At 66.2% G+C, this 21,311-nt stretch carries 22 protein-coding genes and 1 riboswitch; of the genes, 13 read left to right on the forward strand and 9 right to left on the reverse strand.

The window, feature by feature from the left end:
- Window positions 1-33 precede the first annotated feature (33 nt).
- Window positions 34-444: a cupin domain-containing protein gene (locus ACE103_RS15310; RefSeq protein WP_375780093.1), complete on the forward strand. Its 411-nt coding sequence runs from the start codon at window positions 34-36 to the stop codon at window positions 442-444.
- An 11-nt stretch (window positions 445-455) separates the two neighbouring features.
- On the opposite strand, the gene ACE103_RS15315 is transcribed toward ACE103_RS15310, so the two are convergent.
- A complete protein-coding gene (locus tag ACE103_RS15315; RefSeq protein WP_375780094.1) occupies window positions 456-1,502 on the reverse strand; it encodes a LacI family DNA-binding transcriptional regulator in 1,047 nt (348 codons plus the stop codon).
- Between the two features lie 128 nt (window positions 1,503-1,630).
- Window positions 1,631-2,557 carry a LysR family transcriptional regulator gene (locus ACE103_RS15320; protein ID WP_375780095.1) on the reverse strand — a complete coding sequence of 309 codons (927 nt, stop codon included), beginning with the start codon at window positions 2,555-2,557 and terminating at the stop codon, window positions 1,631-1,633.
- A gap of 131 nt (window positions 2,558-2,688) precedes the next feature.
- Here ACE103_RS15320 and ACE103_RS15325 point away from each other — a divergent pair, with 131 nt between their 5' ends.
- The 5 genes from ACE103_RS15325 to ACE103_RS15345 are packed head-to-tail and all read left to right on the forward strand — an operon-like array spanning window position 2,689 to window position 7,871.
- On the forward strand, window positions 2,689-3,927 hold the full coding sequence (locus ACE103_RS15325) for a CaiB/BaiF CoA transferase family protein (protein ID WP_375780096.1): 1,239 nt from the start codon (window positions 2,689-2,691) through the stop codon (window positions 3,925-3,927).
- 56 nt (window positions 3,928-3,983) lie between these two features.
- Complete coding sequence (locus tag ACE103_RS15330) at window positions 3,984-5,207, forward strand: ABC transporter substrate-binding protein (RefSeq protein WP_375780097.1); 1,224 nt, start codon at window positions 3,984-3,986, stop codon at window positions 5,205-5,207.
- A 20-nt stretch (window positions 5,208-5,227) separates the two neighbouring features.
- On the forward strand, window positions 5,228-5,845 hold the full coding sequence (locus ACE103_RS15335; RefSeq protein ID WP_375780098.1) for a DsbA family protein: 618 nt from the start codon (window positions 5,228-5,230) through the stop codon (window positions 5,843-5,845).
- An 18-nt stretch (window positions 5,846-5,863) separates the two neighbouring features.
- A complete protein-coding gene (locus ACE103_RS15340; protein ID WP_375780099.1) occupies window positions 5,864-6,598 on the forward strand; it encodes a glutathione S-transferase N-terminal domain-containing protein in 735 nt (244 codons plus the stop codon).
- 1 nt (window position 6,599) lies between these two features.
- The gene (locus ACE103_RS15345; protein ID WP_375780100.1) at window positions 6,600-7,871 is read left to right on the forward strand and encodes a CaiB/BaiF CoA transferase family protein; all 1,272 of its coding nucleotides are present in this window, start codon (window positions 6,600-6,602) and stop codon (window positions 7,869-7,871) included.
- Window positions 7,872-7,896: 25 nt separating this feature from the next.
- On the opposite strand, the gene ACE103_RS15350 is transcribed toward ACE103_RS15345, so the two are convergent.
- Genes ACE103_RS15350 through cobU form a run of 5 tightly spaced genes read right to left on the reverse strand, consistent with a single transcriptional unit; the run spans window position 7,897 to window position 10,344 of the window.
- Complete coding sequence (locus tag ACE103_RS15350) at window positions 7,897-8,634, reverse strand: CbtA family protein (protein WP_223968566.1); 738 nt, start codon at window positions 8,632-8,634, stop codon at window positions 7,897-7,899.
- 10 nt (window positions 8,635-8,644) lie between these two features.
- Window positions 8,645-8,824 carry a CbtB-domain containing protein gene (locus ACE103_RS15355; protein ID WP_223968828.1) on the reverse strand — a complete coding sequence of 60 codons (180 nt, stop codon included), beginning with the start codon at window positions 8,822-8,824 and terminating at the stop codon, window positions 8,645-8,647.
- Window positions 8,825-8,853: 29 nt separating this feature from the next.
- Entirely contained in the window at window positions 8,854-9,198 is a 345-nt protein-coding gene (locus tag ACE103_RS15360) for a hypothetical protein (protein ID WP_375780101.1), read from the reverse strand.
- A complete protein-coding gene (bluB, locus tag ACE103_RS15365; protein WP_375781113.1) occupies window positions 9,176-9,808 on the reverse strand; it encodes a 5,6-dimethylbenzimidazole synthase in 633 nt (210 codons plus the stop codon). Before bluB ends, ACE103_RS15360 begins: the two co-directional genes overlap by 23 nt.
- A 32-nt stretch (window positions 9,809-9,840) precedes the next feature.
- Window positions 9,841-10,344 (reverse strand): bifunctional adenosylcobinamide kinase/adenosylcobinamide-phosphate guanylyltransferase, encoded by a 504-nt coding sequence (gene cobU, locus ACE103_RS15370; RefSeq protein ID WP_375780102.1) that lies wholly within the window; start codon window positions 10,342-10,344, stop codon window positions 9,841-9,843.
- Window positions 10,345-10,511: 167 nt separating this feature from the next.
- On the opposite strand from cobU, the gene cbiB reads away from it, so the two are divergent.
- The gene (gene cbiB / locus ACE103_RS15375; protein WP_375781114.1) at window positions 10,512-11,435 is read left to right on the forward strand and encodes an adenosylcobinamide-phosphate synthase CbiB; all 924 of its coding nucleotides are present in this window, start codon (window positions 10,512-10,514) and stop codon (window positions 11,433-11,435) included.
- A gap of 11 nt (window positions 11,436-11,446) precedes the next feature.
- Entirely contained in the window at window positions 11,447-12,412 is a 966-nt protein-coding gene (cobD, locus tag ACE103_RS15380; protein WP_375780103.1) for a threonine-phosphate decarboxylase CobD, read from the forward strand.
- Here the strand turns inward: cobD and ACE103_RS15385 are convergent.
- Together ACE103_RS15385 and cobO are read right to left on the reverse strand one after the other, a co-directional pair.
- Window positions 12,409-13,857 (reverse strand): cobyric acid synthase, encoded by a 1,449-nt coding sequence (locus tag ACE103_RS15385; RefSeq protein ID WP_375780104.1) that lies wholly within the window; start codon window positions 13,855-13,857, stop codon window positions 12,409-12,411. The two genes, cobD and ACE103_RS15385, sit on opposite strands and share 4 nt — an antisense overlap.
- An 11-nt stretch (window positions 13,858-13,868) precedes the next feature.
- Window positions 13,869-14,522, reverse strand: coding sequence for a cob(I)yrinic acid a,c-diamide adenosyltransferase (cobO, locus tag ACE103_RS15390; RefSeq protein WP_375780105.1), 654 nt, complete (start codon window positions 14,520-14,522; stop codon window positions 13,869-13,871).
- 36 nt (window positions 14,523-14,558) lie between these two features.
- Window positions 14,559-14,775, forward strand: a riboswitch (cobalamin riboswitch).
- 92 nt (window positions 14,776-14,867) lie between these two features.
- Between cobO and ACE103_RS15395 the strand changes: the two genes are divergently transcribed.
- From ACE103_RS15395 to ACE103_RS15415, 5 genes are all read left to right on the forward strand, one after another.
- The gene (locus ACE103_RS15395) at window positions 14,868-15,242 is read left to right on the forward strand and encodes a DUF1636 family protein (protein ID WP_375780106.1); all 375 of its coding nucleotides are present in this window, start codon (window positions 14,868-14,870) and stop codon (window positions 15,240-15,242) included.
- Window positions 15,239-16,273 carry a cobalamin biosynthesis protein CobW gene (cobW, locus tag ACE103_RS15400; RefSeq protein ID WP_375780107.1) on the forward strand — a complete coding sequence of 345 codons (1,035 nt, stop codon included), beginning with the start codon at window positions 15,239-15,241 and terminating at the stop codon, window positions 16,271-16,273. Before ACE103_RS15395 ends, cobW begins: the two co-directional genes overlap by 4 nt.
- Complete coding sequence (gene cobN, locus ACE103_RS15405) at window positions 16,273-19,521, forward strand: cobaltochelatase subunit CobN (RefSeq protein WP_375780108.1); 3,249 nt, start codon at window positions 16,273-16,275, stop codon at window positions 19,519-19,521. The genes cobW and cobN overlap by 1 nt, the downstream gene beginning before the upstream one ends.
- Window positions 19,522-19,586: 65 nt before the next feature.
- Window positions 19,587-20,681, forward strand: a complete 1,095-nt coding sequence (gene cobG / locus ACE103_RS15410; RefSeq protein WP_375780109.1) for a precorrin-3B synthase — start codon at window positions 19,587-19,589, stop codon at window positions 20,679-20,681.
- Entirely contained in the window at window positions 20,681-21,310 is a 630-nt protein-coding gene (locus tag ACE103_RS15415) for a precorrin-8X methylmutase (protein WP_375780110.1), read from the forward strand. The genes cobG and ACE103_RS15415 overlap by 1 nt, the downstream gene beginning before the upstream one ends.
- Window position 21,311 lies beyond the last annotated feature (1 nt).

The raw sequence follows: 21,311 nt of genomic DNA on the forward strand, positions 1-21,311 counted from the left end.
CGTTTCCAGTTTGAAAAGATGAAAGGATCACAGATGGACATCAAGCGCGCAGGATTGATTGCAAGCCGGCGCGGCAGCGCCGATTGGTTCAGCGGCACGGTATGGGCGGACGCGATCGTCAATGCGCCCGCGCCGGCCCGGGTGCAGGCCGCACGGGTCACCTTCGAGCCGGGGGCGCGCACGGCCTGGCACACCCATCCGCTCGGCCAGACGCTCTACGTCACCGCCGGGGTCGGATATGTGCAGAGCTGGGACGGCCCGATCCGCCTGATCCGTCCGGGTGACGTGGTATGGATTCCGCCGGGCGAGAAACACTGGCACGGCGCGGCGTCAACCACGGGCATGAGCCATATCGCGATTCACGAGGCGCTCGATGGCGACTACGCGACCTGGATGGAGCACGTCTCCGACGCGCAGTACGCGGCCGCACCGCAGGCCGATTGATCGGCGCAACGTTACTTCCGGCCGCGCGCGGGCGTTGCCGGCGCGGCGCAGGAATGCCGCAGGATGAGGCGCGTTGGCAGGAACACCGGGGCGCTGCTGCCGGCCTTGTCGGGCTCGCGGATCTGCTCCAGCAGCAGCCGCGCGGCGGTGCGACCGACCTCGTTCATGTCCCAGCTCAAGGCCGAGATCGCGGGGGTCGCGTGGCGGGCGAGGTCGGTGTCGCCGCTGCACACGATCGATACGTCCTGCGGATAGCGTAGGCCGTTGCTGGTGATCGCCTCCAGAACCTCGGCCAGCATGCTGGTGCCGAGCGAGATGATCGCGGTCGGCGGTTTTGTCATTTGCAGCAGCTGGCACACCGAGCTGAAGGCGGTGTTGGCGCCCTGCATGTGCGGACGGATCAGGGTTGGATCGACCTCGATCTTCGCTTCCTGATGCGCCTGCCGGTAGCCCGCGAGCCGCTCCGAGCTCGGCAGCACCGCGGCGCTTCCGGTCAGCAGCGCGATCCGGCGATGGCCGAGGCCGATCAGGTAGCGCGTCGCCTCCAGCGCGCCGCCGCGGTGATCGACACGAACCGCGATGCTATCAGGCACGTCGCGATCGACGGTGACGCAGGGCAGGTCGAGCATGGCCAGCCCCTTCATGAAATCCTTGTGTGAATTGTCGCCGGCGAACAGCAGCAAGCCATCCATCTGGCGCCGCCGGACCGCCGACAGGAACGCCGCTTCGCGCGCCTCCTCATGCTTGGTCGCCGCCAGCATCAGCAGGAAGCCGGCGCGCTGGAATTCCTCCTCCGCCGCGCTCACCATGCCGGTGTAGTGCGGATTGGAGAAATCGGCCACCATGCAGCCGATCGTGTTGGATGCCCCTGAGCGCAGCGCCTGCGCTGCCTGGTCGGGCTCGAAGCTCAGACGCTTCACCGCGCGCATGATGCGGGCGTGCAGTTCGGCGCTGGTATAGATGCCGCCATTGAGCGTGCGGCTGACGCTTGAGACGGAGACGCCGGCCTCGGCAGCGACGTCACGAATCGTCGGTCGTGTCCGTCGCGTCCTGGTCATCGGTGGTCGGGTCCTGTCGGTTCGGCATTGCCGCCGTCACGCGCGCCGGGTGCGGCGGGCAGCAGACGGCATCGCCGAACCTAATCAGGCTCCGCCGCGAATCTCAAATGATTCTTGGGAGTCTTGGGCTATCGCCGTGACGCGCTCAGGAACAGCGGCCTGAAGATATCCAGGAATCCGGTTGCAGCCGGCGTCAGCGGGCGGTTCTTCAGCCGCAGGATCCCGATCTTGCGAACCAGCGGCGGCGACACCAGCCGCTTGACGATCACGCCGCGCGGGGCGCGCGGCGGCACCGCCGAGGCGGGAACGATCGAGATGCCGACATTGGCTGCGACGAAATCGTAGAGCGTGCCGAACTGCTCGACGATCGTGCTGTGCTTGAGCACGATGCCGCTTGCTGTCGCGGCGCTGTCGATCTGCTTCCGCAGGCCCGAGCCGGTCGGGAGCGAGACGAAGGTTTCGTTGCGCAGTTCGCGGAGGTTCAGCGTCGCCTTGTTGCGCAGCGGATGGCGCGACGGCAGGATCGCGAAGCAGGACTCCTGGACCGCGTCGTCGCTGACGACCTCCTGGCCGAGCGCGGTGACGTTGCCGACGCCGAAGTCGGCGAGGCCGCTGCGGACATCCTCATAGACTTCGCTGCCGAGGCCCTCGCGCAGGTGGATTTCGACGCCGGGATGCGCCTTCCTGTATTTCAGCACGGCCTCCGGCACCACGTGATGCGTGAGTGACAACAGGCAGGAGATGATCAGGCGTCCCTTGATCTGCTCGCCGAGCGCGCGGGCGTTGTCGACCTGGGCGCCGAGATCGGCGAGCAGGCGCTGCGTCGATGCGGTGAATTCGCGGCCAGGTGCGGTCAGGATGACGTTGCGCGTCGATCTGAGGAACAGCGAGACGCCGAGCTGCCGTTCGAGCTGAAGAACGAGGCGGCTCACCGCCGACTGCGTCATGCCGAGGTCGGCGGCGGCCGCGGTGAAGCTGCCATACACCGCGACCGAGTTGGCGGCGCGAAGATGTTTGAGGCTGACCTCGAACCGGCGTGGGCGTCGCTCGCGCATCATTCATTCCATTTTCGCATCAATAATCCGGATCGGAAAATATTTGACCTATATGCCCGCCGCGTCAACGATGAAGACAACGACAGGGCGGCAAGCGGGAAGGGAAATTGCGGATGACGGCGAGCCCGACGATGACGAGGCAAGGCGCGCTGAACGGGGTCCGCGTTCTCGATCTCACGCGGTTCTATTCAGGTCCGTTTGCGACCTTGATGCTGGCGGGCTTCGGCGCAGAGGTCATTCGTATCGATACCCCGGAGCAGGGCGATCCCACCATGACCGGGCCGCCGTTTCTCGGCAAGGACGGCGTCTCGCTCGACCGCAAGCATGACAGCGATCTCGGCCTCGCCTATCTGAAGCGCTGCCGCGACAAGAAGTCGATCACGCTGAACATGCGGACGGCGGAAGGCATGGAGCTGTTCCATGCGCTGCTGCGCAAGTCCGACATCCTGGTCGAGAATCTGCGTCCCGGCGCTGCCGAGCGGCTAGGGATCGACTATGAAGCAAACCGTCAGGTCAACCCCGCGATCGTGCATTGCGCGCTGACCGGCTACGGCTCGACTGGCACCGACCGGCGTCTCAAGGCCTACGATTTGATGATCCAGGCGGCGTCCGGCCTGATGTCGATCACCGGTGCACCCGACGGCACCCCAAGCAAGGCCGGCACCGCGCTCGCTGACGGCATCACGGGCGCCTTCGCCGTCTCCGGCATTCTCGCCGCGCTGACCGAGCAACGTATGTCGGGACGAGGCCAGTTCGTCGACGTCGCGATGGCCGACTGCCTGCTGTCGCTGGTGCTCGACGAGCCCTTGGATTGCTATCCGCAGATGGGGATGGCGCCACGGCAGGGCAATCGCATCATGCGATTCTCGCCCTTCAACACCTATGCCACGCGCGACGGCGCGATCGCGCTTGGCGCCGCCACGAATGAGGACTGGCTGGCGCTGCTGGGTGTGATGGACCGGCTCGACCTCGCCGCGGACGCGAAGTTCATGAACACCGGCTGGCGCGTCGCCAACAACACGATCGTCGATGCGATCGTCGGCGAATGGACGCTGGGCCGCACCACGATCGAGGCGATCGAGGCGCTCAATCGCGGCGACGTCGCCGCGAGCCCGATCCGCGACATCGACGACATCCTCGCGTGGGAGCATCTCGGCGCACGCGACATGCTGCAGTCGGTCGTGCATCCGACCGAGCCGCTGGAGCAGCGCGTCATCGGCGCCGGGTTCCCGATCAAGATGGGACGAACGCACAAGGGATACACCGCGCCGGCGCCGACCCTAGGTCAGAACAATCAGGAGATCTATGGCGGCCTGCTCGGCCTCTCGGGGCAACGGATCGACGATCTGACGTCGAGGCGGATCATCTGAAAGCAAAGAAGGCCGGCACATGCATGCCGTCCCAAGCGGGAGCGTCGAGGATAGTCATGGCGAAGAAACGAACAATCACAGCTGCGGCGATCGCGTTGCTGGTCGGCAGCGCGATGCTGGCGCCGGTACAGGCTGAGGATGCGCAGCCGGTCAGGATCGGCGTGCTCACCGACATGTCGGGGATGTATCGCGACATCATGGGGCCGGGCTCGGTGCTCGCCGCCAGGATGGCGGTCGAGGATTTCGGCGGCAAGGTGCTGGACCGTCCGATCGAGGTGATCTCCGGCGATCACCAGGCGAAAGCCGATGTCGGCGCGGCGATAGCCCGCAACTGGTTCGACAATGGCGGTGCCGACGTCGTCGTCGATGTCGCGCAATCCGCCGTGGCGCTCGCCGTGCAGGAGTTGGCGCGGACGCGCAACAAGATCGTCATCCACGGCGTGACCGGAAGCCCGGCGATCACTCAGCAAGCCTGCGCGGCGACCGCATTCTCCTGGTCGCTCAACGCCTATGCGATTTCGGCGCCGCTGCCGAAGCCGCTGATCGAGCGCGGGCTCGATACGTTCTTCTTTCTCTCGGCCGACTATTCCTTCGGCAAGGCGATGGAAGATGCCGCGGCGGGTGCGATCAAGGCGGCCGGGGGCAAGGTGCTGGGCTCGGTGCGCTTCCCGCAGAACAATCCCGACTTCAGCTCGTTCCTGCTGCAGGCGGTGGCGTCAAAGGCCAAGGTGATCTGGCTGATCTCCGCTGCAGAGGACACCACCAATGCCCTGAAGCAGGCCAAGGAGTTCGGCATCGCCGAGGGCGGCCAGCACATCGTGGTGCCCCTAACCTACATCACCAACGTGCACGCACTCGGCATTGCCAATGTGCAGGGCCTGACCTTCGCGACCCCGTTCTACTGGGACCGCACCGACGAGACGCGCGCCTGGTCGGAGCGCTTCTTCAGGCAGCATCATGCGATGCCGACCATGGACCAGGCCGCGGTCTACTCGGGGACGATGCATTATCTCCAGGCCGTCGCTGCCGCCAGGACGCTCGATGGTCTGAAGGTCGCCGACGAGATCCGGAAGCTCCCGGTCAACGACATGTATGTCGAGAACGGTTTTGTGCGCGCTGATGGCTGGCTGATGCATCCGTTCTACATGGCGAGCATCAAGGCCCCCGGCGAGGTCAGGAAGCCCTGGGACTACTACACCATCGAGAAAGTCATTCCGGCATCCGAGGCGGCGCAGCCGCTGTCCGAGAGCCAGTGCCCGCTCGTCGCTCAATCGCAATGACAATCGACAAAGGAAAGACAATGTCCCGCGAAATTCTCAAGATGTATTCGGACTACAAGAGCCCCTATGCCTGGCTGGCATTCGATCCGGTGTTCGAGCTGGAGACGAAGTTCGACATCAAGGTGCAGTGGCGGCCGTTCCAGCTCCGGATCAAGGGCTCCGGCCAGCGCAGTGTCTATTCGGAATACAAGGTCAAGTATTCCTACATGGATGCACGGCGGTCCGCGAACGAGCGCGGCGACAAGAAGATCATCCGCGGCCCGCTGAAGATCTTCGATACCGCGCCGGCGCTGATCGGCGGGCTGTTCGCGGAAAAGCACGGACGTCTGATCGAATACAGCCGCCTGGTCTACGAGCTGTTCTTCCGCCGCGAGCTCGCGGTCGACGAGGTCGATGCCGTGGAACGCTTCATCGAGTCGCTCGGCATGTCCGGCGCTGAATTCCGGAGCTATTTCGAGGGCGACGGCCGCCGCGAATATGAGGAGGCGCAGCAGGAGAGCCAGGGCGATCATATCTTCGGCGTGCCGATCTGCGTGTTTCGCGGCGAGCAGTTCTGGGGCAACGACCGGGTGCCGATGCTCGAGCGGCGGCTGCAGGAGGCCGGACTGTCGCTGTCGCGCGAAAAGCAGCTGGCTTGAGCCGTGCCGGAGGCTCCGATGATCGATCTTCACTTCGCACCGACGCCGAACGGCTGGAAGATCTCGATCATGCTCGAGGAATGCGGGCTGCCGTACACCGTCATGCCGGTCAACATCACGCGCGGCGACCAGTTCAGGCCCGAATTCCGGAGGCTCAATCCGAATGGCCGGATCCCTGTCATGATCGACAGGGACCCGCCCGGCGGAGGCGAGCCGCTGACGATCTTCGAGTCCGGGGCGATCCTGCTTTACCTCGCGGAGAAAACCGGCAGGTTCGTTCCGCGCGACCTGCATGGCCGCACCCGCGTGCAACAATGGCTGATGTGGCAGATGAGCGCGCTCGGGCCAATGCTGGGTCAGAACGGGCACTTCTCGCTCTATGCGCCGGACAAGATTCCCTATGCGGTCGAGCGCTACGGCAACGAGGCGCGCCGTCTCTACGGCGTGCTGAATGATCGGCTCGGCGAGAGCGGCTATGTCGCCGCCGACGACTATTCGATCGCCGACATCGCCTGCTTTCCCTGGGTGATGACCCACAAGGCGCAAGGTTTCACGCTCGACGATGTCCCGCACGTCAGGCGCTGGTTCGCCGAGCTGCGCGCGCGGCCGCTGCTCCAGAAGGGGCTCTCGGTCGGGCGGCGCGCGGTGCGCAAGACGCTCGACGCGCAGGCCCGCAGCAATCTGTTTGGAACGAGGCGGACGGGCGGAGACGCGCCCGCCGAAACTCTTCAATCGCAACAACTGGACAATTGAGATGACCCTGCCTCCGAAAATGCTGACCGGCTATCGCGTGCTCGATATCACCCAGTTCGTCGCAGGCCCGACCTGCACGCGTCTGCTGGCCGAAGCCGGCGCCGACGTCATCAAGATCGAGCTCGCTCCGTTTGGCGACCGATCGCGCTTCCAGGGCCTGAAGCCACGCGATCCCGCGCACAGGAACACCTCGCAGAGCACGTATTTCTTCCAGCAGAATCATTCGAAGCGCAGCCTGGCGCTCGACTTCAAGCATGAGAAAAGCCGCGAGATCCTGACCCGGCTCGCCGCCAAGGCCGACGTTCTGGTGGAGAACTTTACGCCCGGCGTGATGGAGCGCGCCGGACTTGGTTACGAGACGCTGAGGAAAATCAATCCGCGGCTGGTCATGTGCTCGATCTCATTCGCCGGACAGACCGGGCCGCTGAGCGACAAGCCCGGCTTCGACTACATCGCGCAGGCCTTTGCCGGCATCACGGGCGTGATCGGCGATCCCGATGGGAAGCCGGCGCAGGTGCCGGTGGCAATCGGGGACGCCTCGACCGGCGTTGCAGCAGCGATGGCGGTCGGCTTTGCGCTGCTCCACCGCGAGCGGACCGGAGAAGGGCAGTTCATCGAATCGACGCTGCTCGACACCTACTTCCACATGCACGAGGCAAATGTGCCGAAGGTCTCGCTGCGCGGGGACAGCTTCGTGCCGCAGCGGGAAGGCTCGCTGCACCCGAATGGCGGCCCGGTGGGCGTGTTCGACTGTGGCCGGGGTGAGTTTCTCGTGATCTGCGCACTGGCGCATCAATGGCCGCAAATGGTCCGTGCGCTGGGGCGGTCGGAACTCGAGAAGGATCCGCGGTTCGAGTCCGCGCGCGCCCGGGCCGACAACAGGGTGCTGGTGGGGGAGATCGTCGAAGCCTGGCTCAAGACGTTTCCGTCACGCGATGCGGCGATCGCCGCGCTGGAGCAGGAGCGGATCCCCTGCGCGCCGGTGCTGACACTGAATGACGCCATGGCCCAGCCGCATCTGATCGAGCGCGGCACGGTCCGCCATGTCAGCGATCCCCGGATCGGCCAATTTGCGATCCCGGGCGCGCCGATGCGCTTCTCGGAATGGCCGCAGCGCACGGAGCTGAGGGCCGACCTGCTCGGTGAACACAATGAGGAGATCCTGGGCGAACTCGGGCTGTCCGGGCAGGAGATCGACCAGCTCTATGCCGAGAAGGTGCTGGTGCAGGACAGGGAGCTGCGGGCCGGCAAGCCGCTCAGGCAGGCGAGCTGAGCGGCCACGCTGTCAGGCAGCGGCGCTACGCCGATGCGGGCCGGTCGAAATAGGCGAACGCGGCGCTGGTCAGGCCGCCGAGCAAGGACCAGAACACCAGGCTGGTCAGTGTGACCGCGACCACGAATTGATGCGACAATGACGAGGGCACGTTGGTCTCGACATGTTCCAGCTCGGGCGCGCCGATCAAATGCGGCAGCATGATCAGGACCACGCCGGCGATCGCGGCCGGCATCGAGCGCCGGAACACGATCAGCCCGAGGCCGGCCGATGTCGCCAGCACCGCTGTCGTCCACCAGATTTGACGCGAGAGCAGTGGGGCGGCGGGGACGCCCGGCAGTTCAGGCGGCAGCCCAAGGCCCGGCGCAATCGTGAAAACGGCAAAGCCTGCGAGGCCCCACATCAAGCCTTCGTGCCACGAGATCGGCTCGCCGGTCGCGCCGCTGCGGACCGAAAAGAAGCCGCAAAGCAGCAGCGCAAATCCGATCCCGGTCAGGATGTTCGCTCCCGCGGTATAGAGATTGCGCTCCAGGCCGTCGCGCGGCTCCCACGCCTCGGCGCCATGATCATGTTCCGCATGATCGTGGACGAGGGTCACTTGCGGTGGCGCGGCGGCTTCGTGCTTGTGCTCGGCCGCCTTCTCATAGACCTCGGCCTTGAGGATCAGCGGGACGGTGCCGAACTGCTGGACCGCGGTGACGATCAGGCCAACGATGAATCCGGCAATGACCGAGGAGAAGACGATCGAGCGAAACGTGCTCATGCCGACGAGATCAGTGGCAGGGGAAAGCGTTGGAATGGCGCACATCGTGCGCGGCGTTGTGGATCACGTCGATGTGCGAGAAGCCGACCACGCCGACGATGAACAGGCCGAGCGTCATCGCCATGAGGGACTGGGCAAGCCGTCCGACCTGTCGGGCGGCGACCGGCAGATGCGTGACCTGGGATTGCATGACCTGGGTTTGCGCGGCCGGGGACTGGCTCATGGTCGTTCTCCACATTCGATTTGGTCGGCTTCTAGCAGCTTTCGAGCGATGTCGCGACTGGTAAGATGCAGATTTGTTCCAAGGGGGATGCGCTTGCGCAGGATCTTGGCGCTCGCTGCCGCCCTGAACGCGTCTTCAAATCGCGCGAAATAACCGAGGCAGCCTTCCGGCGTCGGGTCGGCGCCAAGCAGAGTCCGAAGCGCGCCCCGATGCACCGCGCAGATGGCGCCGTGCTCCGGGAGCGGAAAAACCAGGGAGGCGATGTCGGCGCGCCAGTGGGCGGCGCTGTTCTCGGCGCCGCTGCCGGTCGGGGATTGTTCAGCGCCGGATGGTGAATTCACCGGGACCTCGCCGCGATTCCCACTTGGCCTGCTCGAGCTCCGGACGGTCGCATTCCGCCTGGGGGTAACCGATGCAGAGGTAGCCGATGAATTTCCACGTATCAGGTATTTCCAGAATCTCGTGAACGCGACCTGGATTGAAGATCGAGACCCAGCCGAGCCCGATGCCGTCCGCGCGCGCGGCCAGCCACATCGAACAGATTGCGGCCACCACCGAATATTCTGTCGTCTCCGGCATCGTCGCGCGCCCGAGACCGGAGCCGATCTGGTCGCTCTTCTCGGCGAACACGGCCAGATGGCCTGGCGCCTCTTCGAGACCTGATAGTTTCAATGCGGCATATTTCGCCGCACGCTCACCGGAATAGGATCGCAACGCGTCGGCGTTGCAGGTCTTGAAGTCCTCGATGACAGCGCGGCGCCGCGCCGCATCGTCGACAATGACGAATCGCCAGGGCTGGCTCAGCCCGACCGATGGCGAGAGGCAGGCGACCTCGATCAGCCACTCGATCGTACCATCCGGCAGCGGATCGGTTTGGAAGCGGCGCACGTCGCGCCGCCACACGAACAGCTCGTGCAGTTGCCGGCGAAACGTATCGTCGAACGAGACCATCGCGGGGCCTTTGGCGGGATCGATCGTGTTGCTCATTTCAGCTTCATCGGCAGACCCGCAACGACGAACTCGACCTCGTCTGCCGCGCCGGCAATGCTCTGGTTCATGAGACCTGCGGCGTCGCGGAAGGTCCGCGCCAGTGCGTTATCAGGCACGATGCCGAGGCCAACCTCGTTGGTGACCATGATGACCGAGCTGCGCTGGCGCGACAACGCGTCCGCCAGCCGCGTGACTTCCTGCGACCAGTCGCGCTCCGCATGCAGCAGGTTGGACAGCCAGAGCGTCAGGCAATCGACCAGCCTTGCGCCGCCGCCATCGGTCTCGGCCAGTGCCTCCACGAGGTCGAGCGGCACCTCGCGTTCGATCCAGTCATTGCCGCGCCGCGCGCGATGCCTGGCAATGCGCTCATCCATTTCCGCGTCGAGCACCTCGGCGGTCGCAACATAGACCGGCTGACCTGGAAAGCTGCGCGCGCGCAATTCGGCGCGCCGGCTTTTTCCGGACCGGGCCCCGCCGGTGATCAGAATGACGGCCATTTGGTCTCCCGTTGCGAACCGGTATCCGCTTCGCCTCGAAAACGCTCTAACCACCAATCGCGGCAAAAGACAAAGCCGAAATCCGTCCCGGAGGGCTTGCACTCGGCCGACGTCTTGCGCATCAGGGGGATCGCGGTGAGGAGCGGCGCGTGGGTTTTGCAGGAGCGATGGCGGTGGCGATGGCTGTGGACGCCTTGATCGGCTGGCCGGATTGGCTGTTTGCCCGCATCGGCCATCCCGTGACCTGGCTCGGCCGGCTGATCCATCTTGTCGATACCGCCTGGAACCGGGCCTCCGATCCGCCGGCGTTTCGTCGCGCGGCTGGTGTCGCGGCTGCCATCCTGGTGATCGCGCTGGCGACGGCGCTCGGTTGGGCCGTGCAGTCTTTGCTCCCATCCGGATGGGTTCACGTCGTCCTTGTCGGTGTGCTGGCGTGGCCGCTGGTCGCACTACGCTCGCTGCATGATCATGTCGCGGCGGTGGCACATCCGCTTGCCTCCGGCGACATCGCGGCCGCGCGTACGGCGGTCGCGCAGATCGTCGGACGCGATCCGGCAACGCTCGACGACGCCGGCATCGCGCGCGCGACCATCGAGAGCCTTGCCGAGAACGCCTCCGACGGCATCGTGGCGCCGGTGTTCTGGGGCGCGCTGTTCGGCCTGCCGGGAATCCTTGGCTACAAGGCGATCAACACGCTGGACTCGATGATCGGCCATCGCACCGAGCGGCACGAGGCGTTCGGCTGGGCCGCCGCCCGGATCGACGATCTCGCCAATCTGATTCCGGCACGGCTGACCGGCCTGCTGTTCGTGTTGCTCGCGCCGCATCGTTCGCAGGCCTGGTCGTGCACGTTGCGCGATGCGCGGCGCCATCGCTCGCCGAATGCCGGCTGGCCCGAAGCCGCGATGGCCGGCGCGCTCAATGTGCGCCTCAGCGGGCCCCGCATCTATCACGGCAGCATCGCAGATGAGCCCTGGCTGAACGAGGGCGCGCGCGATCCGGCTGCCGCCGACGTCCTCACCGGGCTGAAACTCTATCGCTACGCCATGATGCTGCTGGCCGCGGCGTTCGTGGCGCTGGCGCTGGCGTGAAGGAGCGGCGCATGCGTGAGCACGGCGGAAATCTCGATGTCGCCCAGCAGCGCTTCGGCGGCGCCGCGGAAGACTGGATCGATCTGTCGACGGGGATCAATCGGGTGCCTTATCCCTTCGTTGATGTGGAGCCGCGGCAGTGGAACGCGTTGCCGTCGCGGTCCGACATTGAATCTCTCCATCATGCCGCACGGCGGGTCTACCGCACCGACGCGCCGATCGTGGCGATGGGCGGGGCGCAGACCGCAATTCAATTGCTGCCGCATCTGGTGCCGCGCGGGCGGGCGCGGATTCTTGCGCCGACCTACAATGAGTATGCCGGGTTATTGTCGGCTGCCGGTTGGGACGTTGCCGAGGTTTCCGATCTCGGCGCGCTTGCGGGAGGCGATCTTGCCGTTGTCGTCAATCCGAACAATCCGGACGGCAGACACCATGATCCGCACGAACTGCTCGCGCTGCTGCCGCGCGTTGGCCGGCTCGTCGTAGACGAGAGTTTTGCAGACGCCGTACCCGGCGTCTCGCTTGCGCCAGAGGCGGGACGGCCGGGCCTCCTGATCCTGCGCTCGTTCGGAAAGTTCTACGGACTTGCCGGCTTGCGGCTCGGCTTCGCCGTTGGCAGCGAGCCGGATATCGCCGCGCTTGCGGCGATGGCGGGCCCATGGCCGGTTTCGGGCGCCGCAATCGCGATCGGGCGGCGCGCCTTGCTCGATCACGACTGGGCATCAGCGACGATTGCGCGGCTGGCGGACGACTGTGGCAGGCTCGATACGGCGGCGCGATCGCAGGGCTGGACGCTGCTCGGCGGCACGCCGCTGTTCCGTCTCTTCGACACCGGCGACGCGTTGGCCGCGCAGGAGAAGCTTGCCCGCGCGCAGATCTGGTCGCGGGTTTTTCAGCAAAATCCGGGATGGCTGCGTTTGGGCTTGCCGGGCAGCGAGGCCGAATGGTCCCGCCTTTCTGCCGCGTTGTCGGTTTAGCGTGCCAGAGCGAGCAGGCCTTCGACATCGAGATGCGTCTCGATGTGCTCGGCAAGCGCGTCGAGCGCGCTCTCGACCCTCGCGCCGTACGGCTGATCCGCCGCAGGGATATCGAGCTGGGCAAGGAACGCCTTGCGAAATTCGTCCGAGGTGAACAGGCCGTGCAGATAGCTGCCGTGAACGCGCCCGTCGCTCGACACGGCGCCTTCCGGCGCGCCGTCAAGCATTGAAAAGGGCCGCGCGAGATCCGGGCCATCGGTGCGTCCGATGTGGATTTCGTAGGCGCTGATCGGTTGCTGGGTCGCAGCATGCACCGCGTTGACGCGGGTCAGTGTCTTCTGTTCGGTCATGGTGGTGGTGACATCGAGAAGCCCGAGCCCGCGCGTTTCGCCGGCGAGCCCCTCGATCCCGTCAGGGTCGGCGACGCTGTGCCCAAGCATCTGATATCCGCCGCACAGGCCGAGGATGTGGCCGCCGCGGCGATGATGCGCCAGCAGATCGATGTCCCAGCCTTGCGCGCGCAGGAAGGCGAGATCGCCGCGGGTCGATTTCGAGCCGGGCAGGATGACGAGCTTCGCGTCGCCCGGGATGGCTTCGCCCGGCCGCACCATCACGAGATCGACACCGGGTTCGAGCTTCAGCGGATCGAGATCGTCGAAATTCGCAATCCGCGACAGCGCCAGAAAGGCGATCTTGCACTGGCCGGGCTTGCGCGCGTCGCCGAGCCCGAGCGCGTCTTCGGCGGGAAGCTCGCCGGCGCGCGCGAACCAGGGCAGTACGCCAAAGCCGCGCCACGCGGTGCGGGCTTCGATCAGGCGGTAGCCGTCGTCGAACAGCGTCGGATCGCCGCGGAATTTGTTGATGACAAAACCCTGGATCATCGCGGCATCATCGGGATCGATCACCGCCTGGATGCCGACGAACTGTGCGATCACGCCGCCGCGGTCGATGTCGCCGACCAAGACCACGGGCACGTCGGCCCTGCGCGCAAAGCCCATATTGGCGATATCGGACTTGCGCAGATTGACCTCGGCGGGGCTGCCGGCGCCTTCGACCAGCACGAGGTCGGCGCGCGCCTTCAGGCGCCCAAAACTCTCCAGCACTGCGCCCATCAGCGACGGCTTCATGCCGGCATATTCGCGTGCGCGGGCGGTCGCGATCCGCTTGCCGTGCACGATGACCTGCGCGCCGACGTCGGTTTCCGGCTTCAGCAGCACCGGGTTCATGTCGGTATGCGGCTCGACGCCGGCGGCGAGCGCCTGCAAGGCCTGCGCGCGTCCGATCTCGCCACCATCGACGGTCACGGCGGCATTGTTGGACATGTTCTGCGGCTTGAACGGCAGCACGCGCAGGCCGCGGCGTCGCGCGGCACGCGCGAGGCCGGCGACGATGAGCGACTTGCCCACGTCCGAGCCGGCTCCCTGGATCATCAATGCGCGCGCCATGGCAATAACTGTCAGAACTCGACGCCCGGCTGGGCCTTGATGCCGGAGCGGAAGGGGTGCTTCACCAGCGTCATCTCGGTGACGAGATCAGCGATCTCGATCAATTCGTCCTTGGCGTTGCGCCCGGTGAGCACGACATGCGTCATCGGCGGCTTCGACGTCGTCAGAAAGTCGACGACATCGGCGATCGCCAGATAGTCGTAGCGAAGCGCGATGTTGATCTCGTCGAGCACGACCATGCGCAGGCTCGGATCCGCGATCAGCTGCTTGGCCTTTTCCCAGCCGGCCTGCGCTGCCGCGATGTCGCGGGCGCGGTCCTGTGTCTCCCAGGTAAAACCTTCGCCCATGGCGTGGAATTGGCAGAGATCGCCGAAATGTCCGGTGAGCAGGCGGCGCTCGCCGGTATCCCAGGCGCCCTTGATGAATTGCACCACGGCGCAGGGAAAGCCGTGCGCCACACAGCGCACGATCATACCGAAGGCGGAGGAGGATTTTCCTTTGCCGGCGCCGGTATGAACGATGACCAGGCCCTTTTCACCGCTCTTGGTCGCCATGATCTTGTCGCGGGCGACCTTCTTTTTCGCCATCTTGGCCGCGTGGCGCGCATCCAGCGAGGGGTCGGTGCCGACGGCGCCGTCCTCAGCGTCGTTTCCATCAGAAATCATCACGTTCCTTCGGCTTGACAAGTGCGGGGCTAGGCCGAATGGTGCCCCCGCGTTGGTTCCTGTCCTACGACAGGCGAAGAGGGAATGCGATAGGGCTCAGACCGCAGGGTTTGCCCAAAGCGCAGCCGCCCCCGCGACCGTGACCGGAGAGATGCCCAAGCCACTGATTCCCTGATGGAGTCGGGAAGGTGGGCATCAAGGGAGAAATCCTACTCCGCAAGCCGGGAGACCTGCCGACGCGATGTGTTTGAGACCGGCGGACGGGGTGTTCCGCGACGGGGAACGAACCTGTTCACGTCAGGTTCGTGTGCCTCATCGCTTCCCGCAGTCAATCCAGGAAGGGCGATGAGCGTTACACTTCATGTCTGTATCACCTGTCGCGCGGGCCAGACGCTCGCGGAAGGTGAGATCGCACCCGGTGCGCGCCTGCATGCCGCGCTCGTTGAGGCCGGCGTGCCCGATGACGTCAATCTGGTTCCCGTCGAATGCCTGTCGGCTTGCAGCCAGGGCTGCTCGGTCGCGCTCAGCGCGCCGGGGCGGTGGTCCTATGTCTATGGCCGCCTGTCCGCCGACAATGCCAAGGATGTGATCGCAGGAGCCGCCGCCTACGCCGCGGCGCCTGACGGCATCGTGCCGTGGCGCAGCCGTCCCGAAATCTTTCGCAAGCAATCGCTTGCCCGCATTCCACCCATCGCCGTCGTGCCGGAGGCCGCAGAATGACCACGCTCGCCAAGGTTCCGGTCACCGTCGTGACCGGCTTTCTCGGGTCCGGCAAGACGACGCTGATCCAGCATCTGATCCGCAATGCCAACGGCAAGAAGCTCGCGGTGCTGGTGAACGAATTCGGCAGCGAAGGCGTCGACGGCGAGATCCTGAAGTCCTGCGCCGATGCCAATTGTCCGACCGAGAACATCGTCGAGCTCGCCAACGGCTGCATCTGCTGCACCGTCGCCGACGATTTCATCCCGGCGATGGAGCAGTTGCTCGCGCGCCCTGTGAGGCCCGATCATATCGTGATCGAGACGTCCGGGCTCGCGCTGCCGAAGCCGCTGCTGAAGGCATTCGACTGGCCGGAGATCCGTTCGCGGATCACGGTCGACGGCGTGATCGCGCTGGCCGATGCGGAGGCGGTTGCCGCCGGCCGCTTTGCGCCGGACCCGGCCGCGGTGGATGCGCAGCGCGCGGCCGACGACAATCTCGATCACGAGACGCCGCTGTCGGAAGTGTTCGAGGACCAGATCGCCTGCGCCGATATCGTGCTGCTGACCAAGGCCGATCTCGCCGGAGCCGAGGGGATCAAAGCGGCCAAAGAGCTGATCGCGGCCGAGATGCCGCGCGAGGTGCCGATGTTGCCCATCGTCGACGGCGCGATCGATGCCCGCGTGATCCTCGGCCTTGAGGCTGCGGCAGAGGATGACCTCGCGTCGCGGCCGTCCCACCATGACGGTGAGGACGAACACGAGCACAATGATTTCAACTCGGTGGTGATCGAGCTTCCGGAAATCGCGGACGTCGATGCGCTGATCGCGTCGATCAAGGGGCTGGCACGCGAGCAGAACGTGCTGCGCGCCAAGGGCTACATCGCGGTCGAAGGCAAGCCGATGCGGTTGCTGGTGCAATCGGTCGGCGAGCGGGTGAGGCATCAGTTCGACATGCCATGGGGCGCGCGGGCGCGGCGGTCAAAGCTCGTCGTGATCGGCGAACACGGCGATATCGATGAAGCTGCGATCAGGGCGCGACTAGGTATCTGATGCACGTCGTCTTCCGCGAGAGCCGCGGCCTTGAGGAGACCGCGACACCAAGGGACCTCGGCCAGGATCCGGCCGATCTCGTGGTCTTGTCGTTTTCCGACAGCGATCTCGCCGCGTTCGCGGCCGGCTGGCGGCGGGGCCGCGCGGCGCTGCCGTCGCTGCGGCTCGCCAATCTCGCGGAGCTGCGCCATCCGCTGTCGGTCGATACCTATATCGAGCGGACCCTGTCGCATGCGCGCGGCATCCTGGTGCGGCTGATCGGCGGCGAACCCTATTGGTCGTACGGACTGGCCGCGGTGCATCGGCTGGCGAAGGAGCGCGGCATCGCCCTGGTGGTGCTGCCGGCGGACGGCCGCGACGATTTGCGGCTGGATGAATTTTCGACCCTGCCGGTCTCGACGCTGCGCCGCCTCAAGGTGCTGTGCGACAAGGGCGGCCCCGTTGCGGCGCAGGCCGTGATCGCGCAACTGGCGCTGGCGTCCGGCCTTTATGCCGGGCCGGTCGTCGGCGAGATCGATCTTCCCGAGATCGGCGTCTACGAATCCCGGCGCGGCGCCGTCGCGGCGCTGCCGGCATCGGATGGCCGGCCGCGGGCTCTCGTGACCTTCTATCGCTCCTATCTGGTGGCCGGCGACACCGCGCCGGTCGATGCGCTGATCGATGCGTTGCGCGAAAAGGGATTCGATGCCCACGGCGTGTTCGTCACCTCGCTGAAGGCGGCGGGCGTGGCCGATTGGATGCGCACTCAATTCGCGCAATGCCCGCCGGCCGCCATCGTCAATGCGACCGCGTTCTCCGCGGCCGGAGACGACGGCACGACGCCGTTCGACGCCACCTCGTGTCCGGTGTTCCAGGTCGCGTTGTCGACGGCGCGGCGCGAGGATTGGGACTTGTCGCTGCGCGGTCTGTCGCCCGGCGATCTCGCGATGCATGTGGTGTTGCCGGAAGTCGACGGTCGCCTGTTCGCGGGTGTTGTGAGCTTCAAATCACCTGGTGAACGCGATCCCGATCTGCAATTCGCGCATCTTGCGCACCGACCGGATGCCGAGCGCGTCGCAGCAGTCGCCGCGCGCGTGGCTGCCTGGTATCGGCTTGCCGGCAAGCCCGCCCGGGACAAGCAGTTCGCCGTCGTGCTCTCGAACTATCCGGGGCGCCCGCACCAGATCGCGCATGCCGTTGGGCTCGATGCACTTGCTTCGGTGGAGACGCTGCTGGCCGATCTCGCGGCTGCGGGCTTTGATCTGGAGCCGGTGGAGTCGCTGGGGGGCGTGCTGCTGCAGCGGAAGCTGACATGGGACGTGGCCGAGTATCGCGCGACGATCTCGAGCCTCCCGCAGCAGCTCCAGGACGATCTTGCGCGCGCATGGGGCGCGCCGGAGGCTGATGCCGATTGCCGTGACGGCGCATTTCAATTCGCGGCCATCAAGTGCGGCAAATCGATCATAGCGGTTCAGCCGGAGCGCGGTGACGTCGGCCAGCGCGATTCCGACTATCACGATCTCTCGCGCACGCCGCGCCATGCCTATGTCGCGTTCCATCTGTGGCTCAGGCGGCAGGGCATCGATGCCGTCGTCCACATGGGCGCGCATGGAACGCTGGAATGGCTGCCCGGCAAGTCGGTTGCGTTGTCATCCGCATGCTGGCCGGAGGCGCTGATCGGCGATCTGCCCGTCATCTATCCCTTCATCGTCAACGACCCCGGCGAGGCCGCGCAGGCCAAGCGCCGGATCGGCGCCGTGACGATCGGCCATCTGCCGCCGCCGCTCGCGCAGGCGGCGGTACCGGAGGGCTTGCGTAATCTCGAACGATTGCTCGATGAGTATTCGACCGCGGACGGTCTCGATCCGGCGCGGCGGCAGCGCCTGATTGCGGCGATCCGCGAGGAAGCGCGCATCGCCGGGCTGGAGGACGATCTTGGTCTCGCGGCGTCAGTCTCCGCGGCCGAGGCCATTCCGCAGATCGATCGCTTCGTCTGCGATCTCAAGGAAAGCCAGTTCGGCGACGGGCTGCATGTGTTCGGGCAAGGCGCTTGCGGTGATGCGGAGCGAGCAGCGTTGCACGATGCGCTCGCCGGCCGGCGTGTTGCGCCGGGGCCGTCGGGCTCGCCCTATCGCGGACGCAGTGACGTGCTGCCGACCGGACGCAATCTATTTGCGGTCGATCCGCGCGCGGTGCCGACGCCGTCGGCGCATGCGCAAGGCGTCAAGCTCGCCGAGGAGCTGCTGCGCCGTCATTTGCAGGATCACGGTGACTGGCCGAAAGGGCTCGTCGTCGATCTCTGGGGATCGTCGACGATGCGTACCGCCGGCGAGGATTTTGCGATGGCGCTGCATCTCGCCGGGATCGCGCCGCGCTGGGATCATGGATCGGGCCGGGTGTCGGGCTACGACATCATCGCGCCGGCAGAGCTCGGCCGCCCGCGCATCGACGTGACGCTGCGGGTGTCAGGATTGTTCCGCGACGTCTTCTCGGGGCTGGCGCGGTTGTTCGAAGCTGCGGCGGAGGCATTGTCCGAGCGCAGCGACGAGGCGGACGAGAATCCCTACCGGCAGCGCATCTCGCGCGTGTTCGGGCCTCGCCCCGGACACTATGGCGCCGGCATCGCGTCTGTCCCGGATGGCTTCACTCAGGAGGCGCGCGACGCGGCCGGCGAAGCCTGGCTGTCGGCATCGTCCTGGGCCTTTGCATCGGACGGCGAGATCCGGCCCGACCGCGCCGGCATCGAGGCGAGGCTCGCTGCGGCCGACAGCTTCGTCCATACCCAGGATTTGCCGGAGAGCGATCTGCTGCTGGCGGCGGACTATGCCGCGCATGAGGCCGGCATCGCCGCGGCGGCGCGGCGGCTCGGCGCAAAGGTCCCGTCGCTCTATCACCTCGATGCAACGCGGCCGGATCAACCGCAGGCCCGCTCGTTGACCGAGGAAATCTCGCGGGTGGTGCGGGCGCGCGCGGCCAATCCTGCATGGATCGCCGGCATGATGCGCCATGGCTTCCGTGGCGCCGCCGAAATATCGGCAACGCTGGAGCACATGGCGGCGTTCGCGCATCTCGCCGGTGCGGTGCCGCCGCATCTGTTCGACCTCTATTACGACGCGACGCTCGGCAATGACGACGTCCGCGCCTTCATGGCGCGCGAGAATCCGACGGCGCTGGCTGCGATCGAAACCTGCTTCACCCGGCTGCATGACGCGTCGCTCTGGCAGACGCGGCGTAATTCGATTGCGGCAGCGTTGCAGGAGGCCTCATGACCGCCATCGCGATCAAGGGCTGGTGTCCAGGCGCGCTGCGGCCGATGCTATCAGGCGATGGCCTCGTGGTGCGCATCCGTCCGCGCGGCGGGCGGCTGGATGCGGCGCAGGCAGCGGGCATTGCTGATCTCGCTGCGCGATACGGCAACGGCCTGATCGATCTGACCAGCCGCGCCAATCTCCAGATCCGCGGCGTCGGCGATGAAGCTTATCCGCCTCTGATCGATGGGCTCGCCGACCTCGCGTTGCTGGACCAGGATTCGGAAACCGAGGCTCAGCGCAACATTCTGGTGACGCCGTTCTGGACGCCCGATGACGACACGCCTTTGCTCGCGGCCGAGCTTGAGCGGGCGCTCGCCGGCGCGTCGCTCGATCTTCCGACCAAGTTCGGTTTCGCAATCGATGACGGCGGCGAGCGGGTGCTGACTGGCGCGTCTGCCGATATCAGGATCGAGCGCGACCGCAACCGAGGACTTCTAGTGCGTGCCGATGGCACGCGGCGCGGCCGCTCTGTCTCGCGCGGAGAGGCGGTGGATATCGCGCTGGCGTTGGCCGAATGGTACGTCGCCTCCGGCGGAGCCAAGGGTGAGAAGCGACGGATGGCGGCTCATCTGGCCGGCGGTGCGAGCTTGCCGCAGTCGCTTCGCGGCGACGCCGAGCCCGTGGCTCGATCGGCAGATCCTGTGCCCGGCCTCTATCCGACTGGCGGGCTGGTTGGCGTAGCCTTTGGGCAGATGCCGCACCAGACGCTCAGCCATCTTGCCGGGTGCACGCAGGCGCTCCGCATGACGCCGTGGCGGATGGTGCTGGCTGAAGGGATGCACGAGATGCCCCGTGGGGCAGACCTGGTTACTGATCCCAACGATCCGGCGCTCCGCGTGATCGCTTGCAGTGGTGCACCGCGTTGTCGTGAGGCGCATGCCGACACGCGTGCATTGGCATCGGTGCTTGCATCGTTTGTCCCGGCCGATGCCCGGCTTCACGTGTCCGGCTGCGCCAAGGGCTGTGCCCATTCCGGCTCTGCTGACGTCACCCTGGTTGCGTCAAGCGACGGCTTTGACCTGATCCGTCGCGGCACGACGCGGGATGTGCCGGTCATGCGCGGGCTGACCCGTTCGGATCTCATCGCAAATCCCTCTGTGCTGATGGGAGGCCGCTGATGCCGCACGTCTATGAGACTGATGGTGCGGCGATCTATCGCCAGTCCTTTGCGACCATCCGGTCCGAGGCCGACCTTGCGCGCTTTACATCAGACGAGGAACCGGTGGTCGTGCGCATGATCCATGCCGCGGGCATGGTGGGTCTGGAAGCGCATATCCGCTTCACATCCGGCATGGCCGCGAGCGCACGCACCGCCTTGCAGAACGGTGCGCCAATCCTCTGCGATGCGCGCATGGTGTCGGAGGGCATCACGCGCGCGCGGCTGCCGGCTGGCAACGCCGTGATCTGCACGCTCGGCGATGCCCAAATTCCTGCACTCGCGCAGTCGATGCACAACACGCGCTCGGCGGCGGCGCTCGAACTGTGGCGGCCGCATCTGGCCGGCGCGATCGTCGCGATCGGCAACGCGCCGACGGCGCTGTTTCATCTGCTCAACATGCTGGAGGATTCCGACTGTCCGCGCCCGGCGGCGATCATCGGCTGCCCGGTCGGCTTCGTCGGCGCCGCCGAGTCCAAGGCGGCATTGATGGCCGCGCCGCCAGTGCCGGCGCTGACGGTCGAGGGACGTCTCGGCGGTTCGGCGATCACGGTTGCCGCCGTCAATGCGCTGGCGAGCCGGAGCGAATAGC

It is taken from the genome of Bradyrhizobium sp. ma5 (assembly GCF_042258955.1).
Taxonomy (GTDB): domain Bacteria; phylum Pseudomonadota; class Alphaproteobacteria; order Rhizobiales; family Xanthobacteraceae; genus Bradyrhizobium.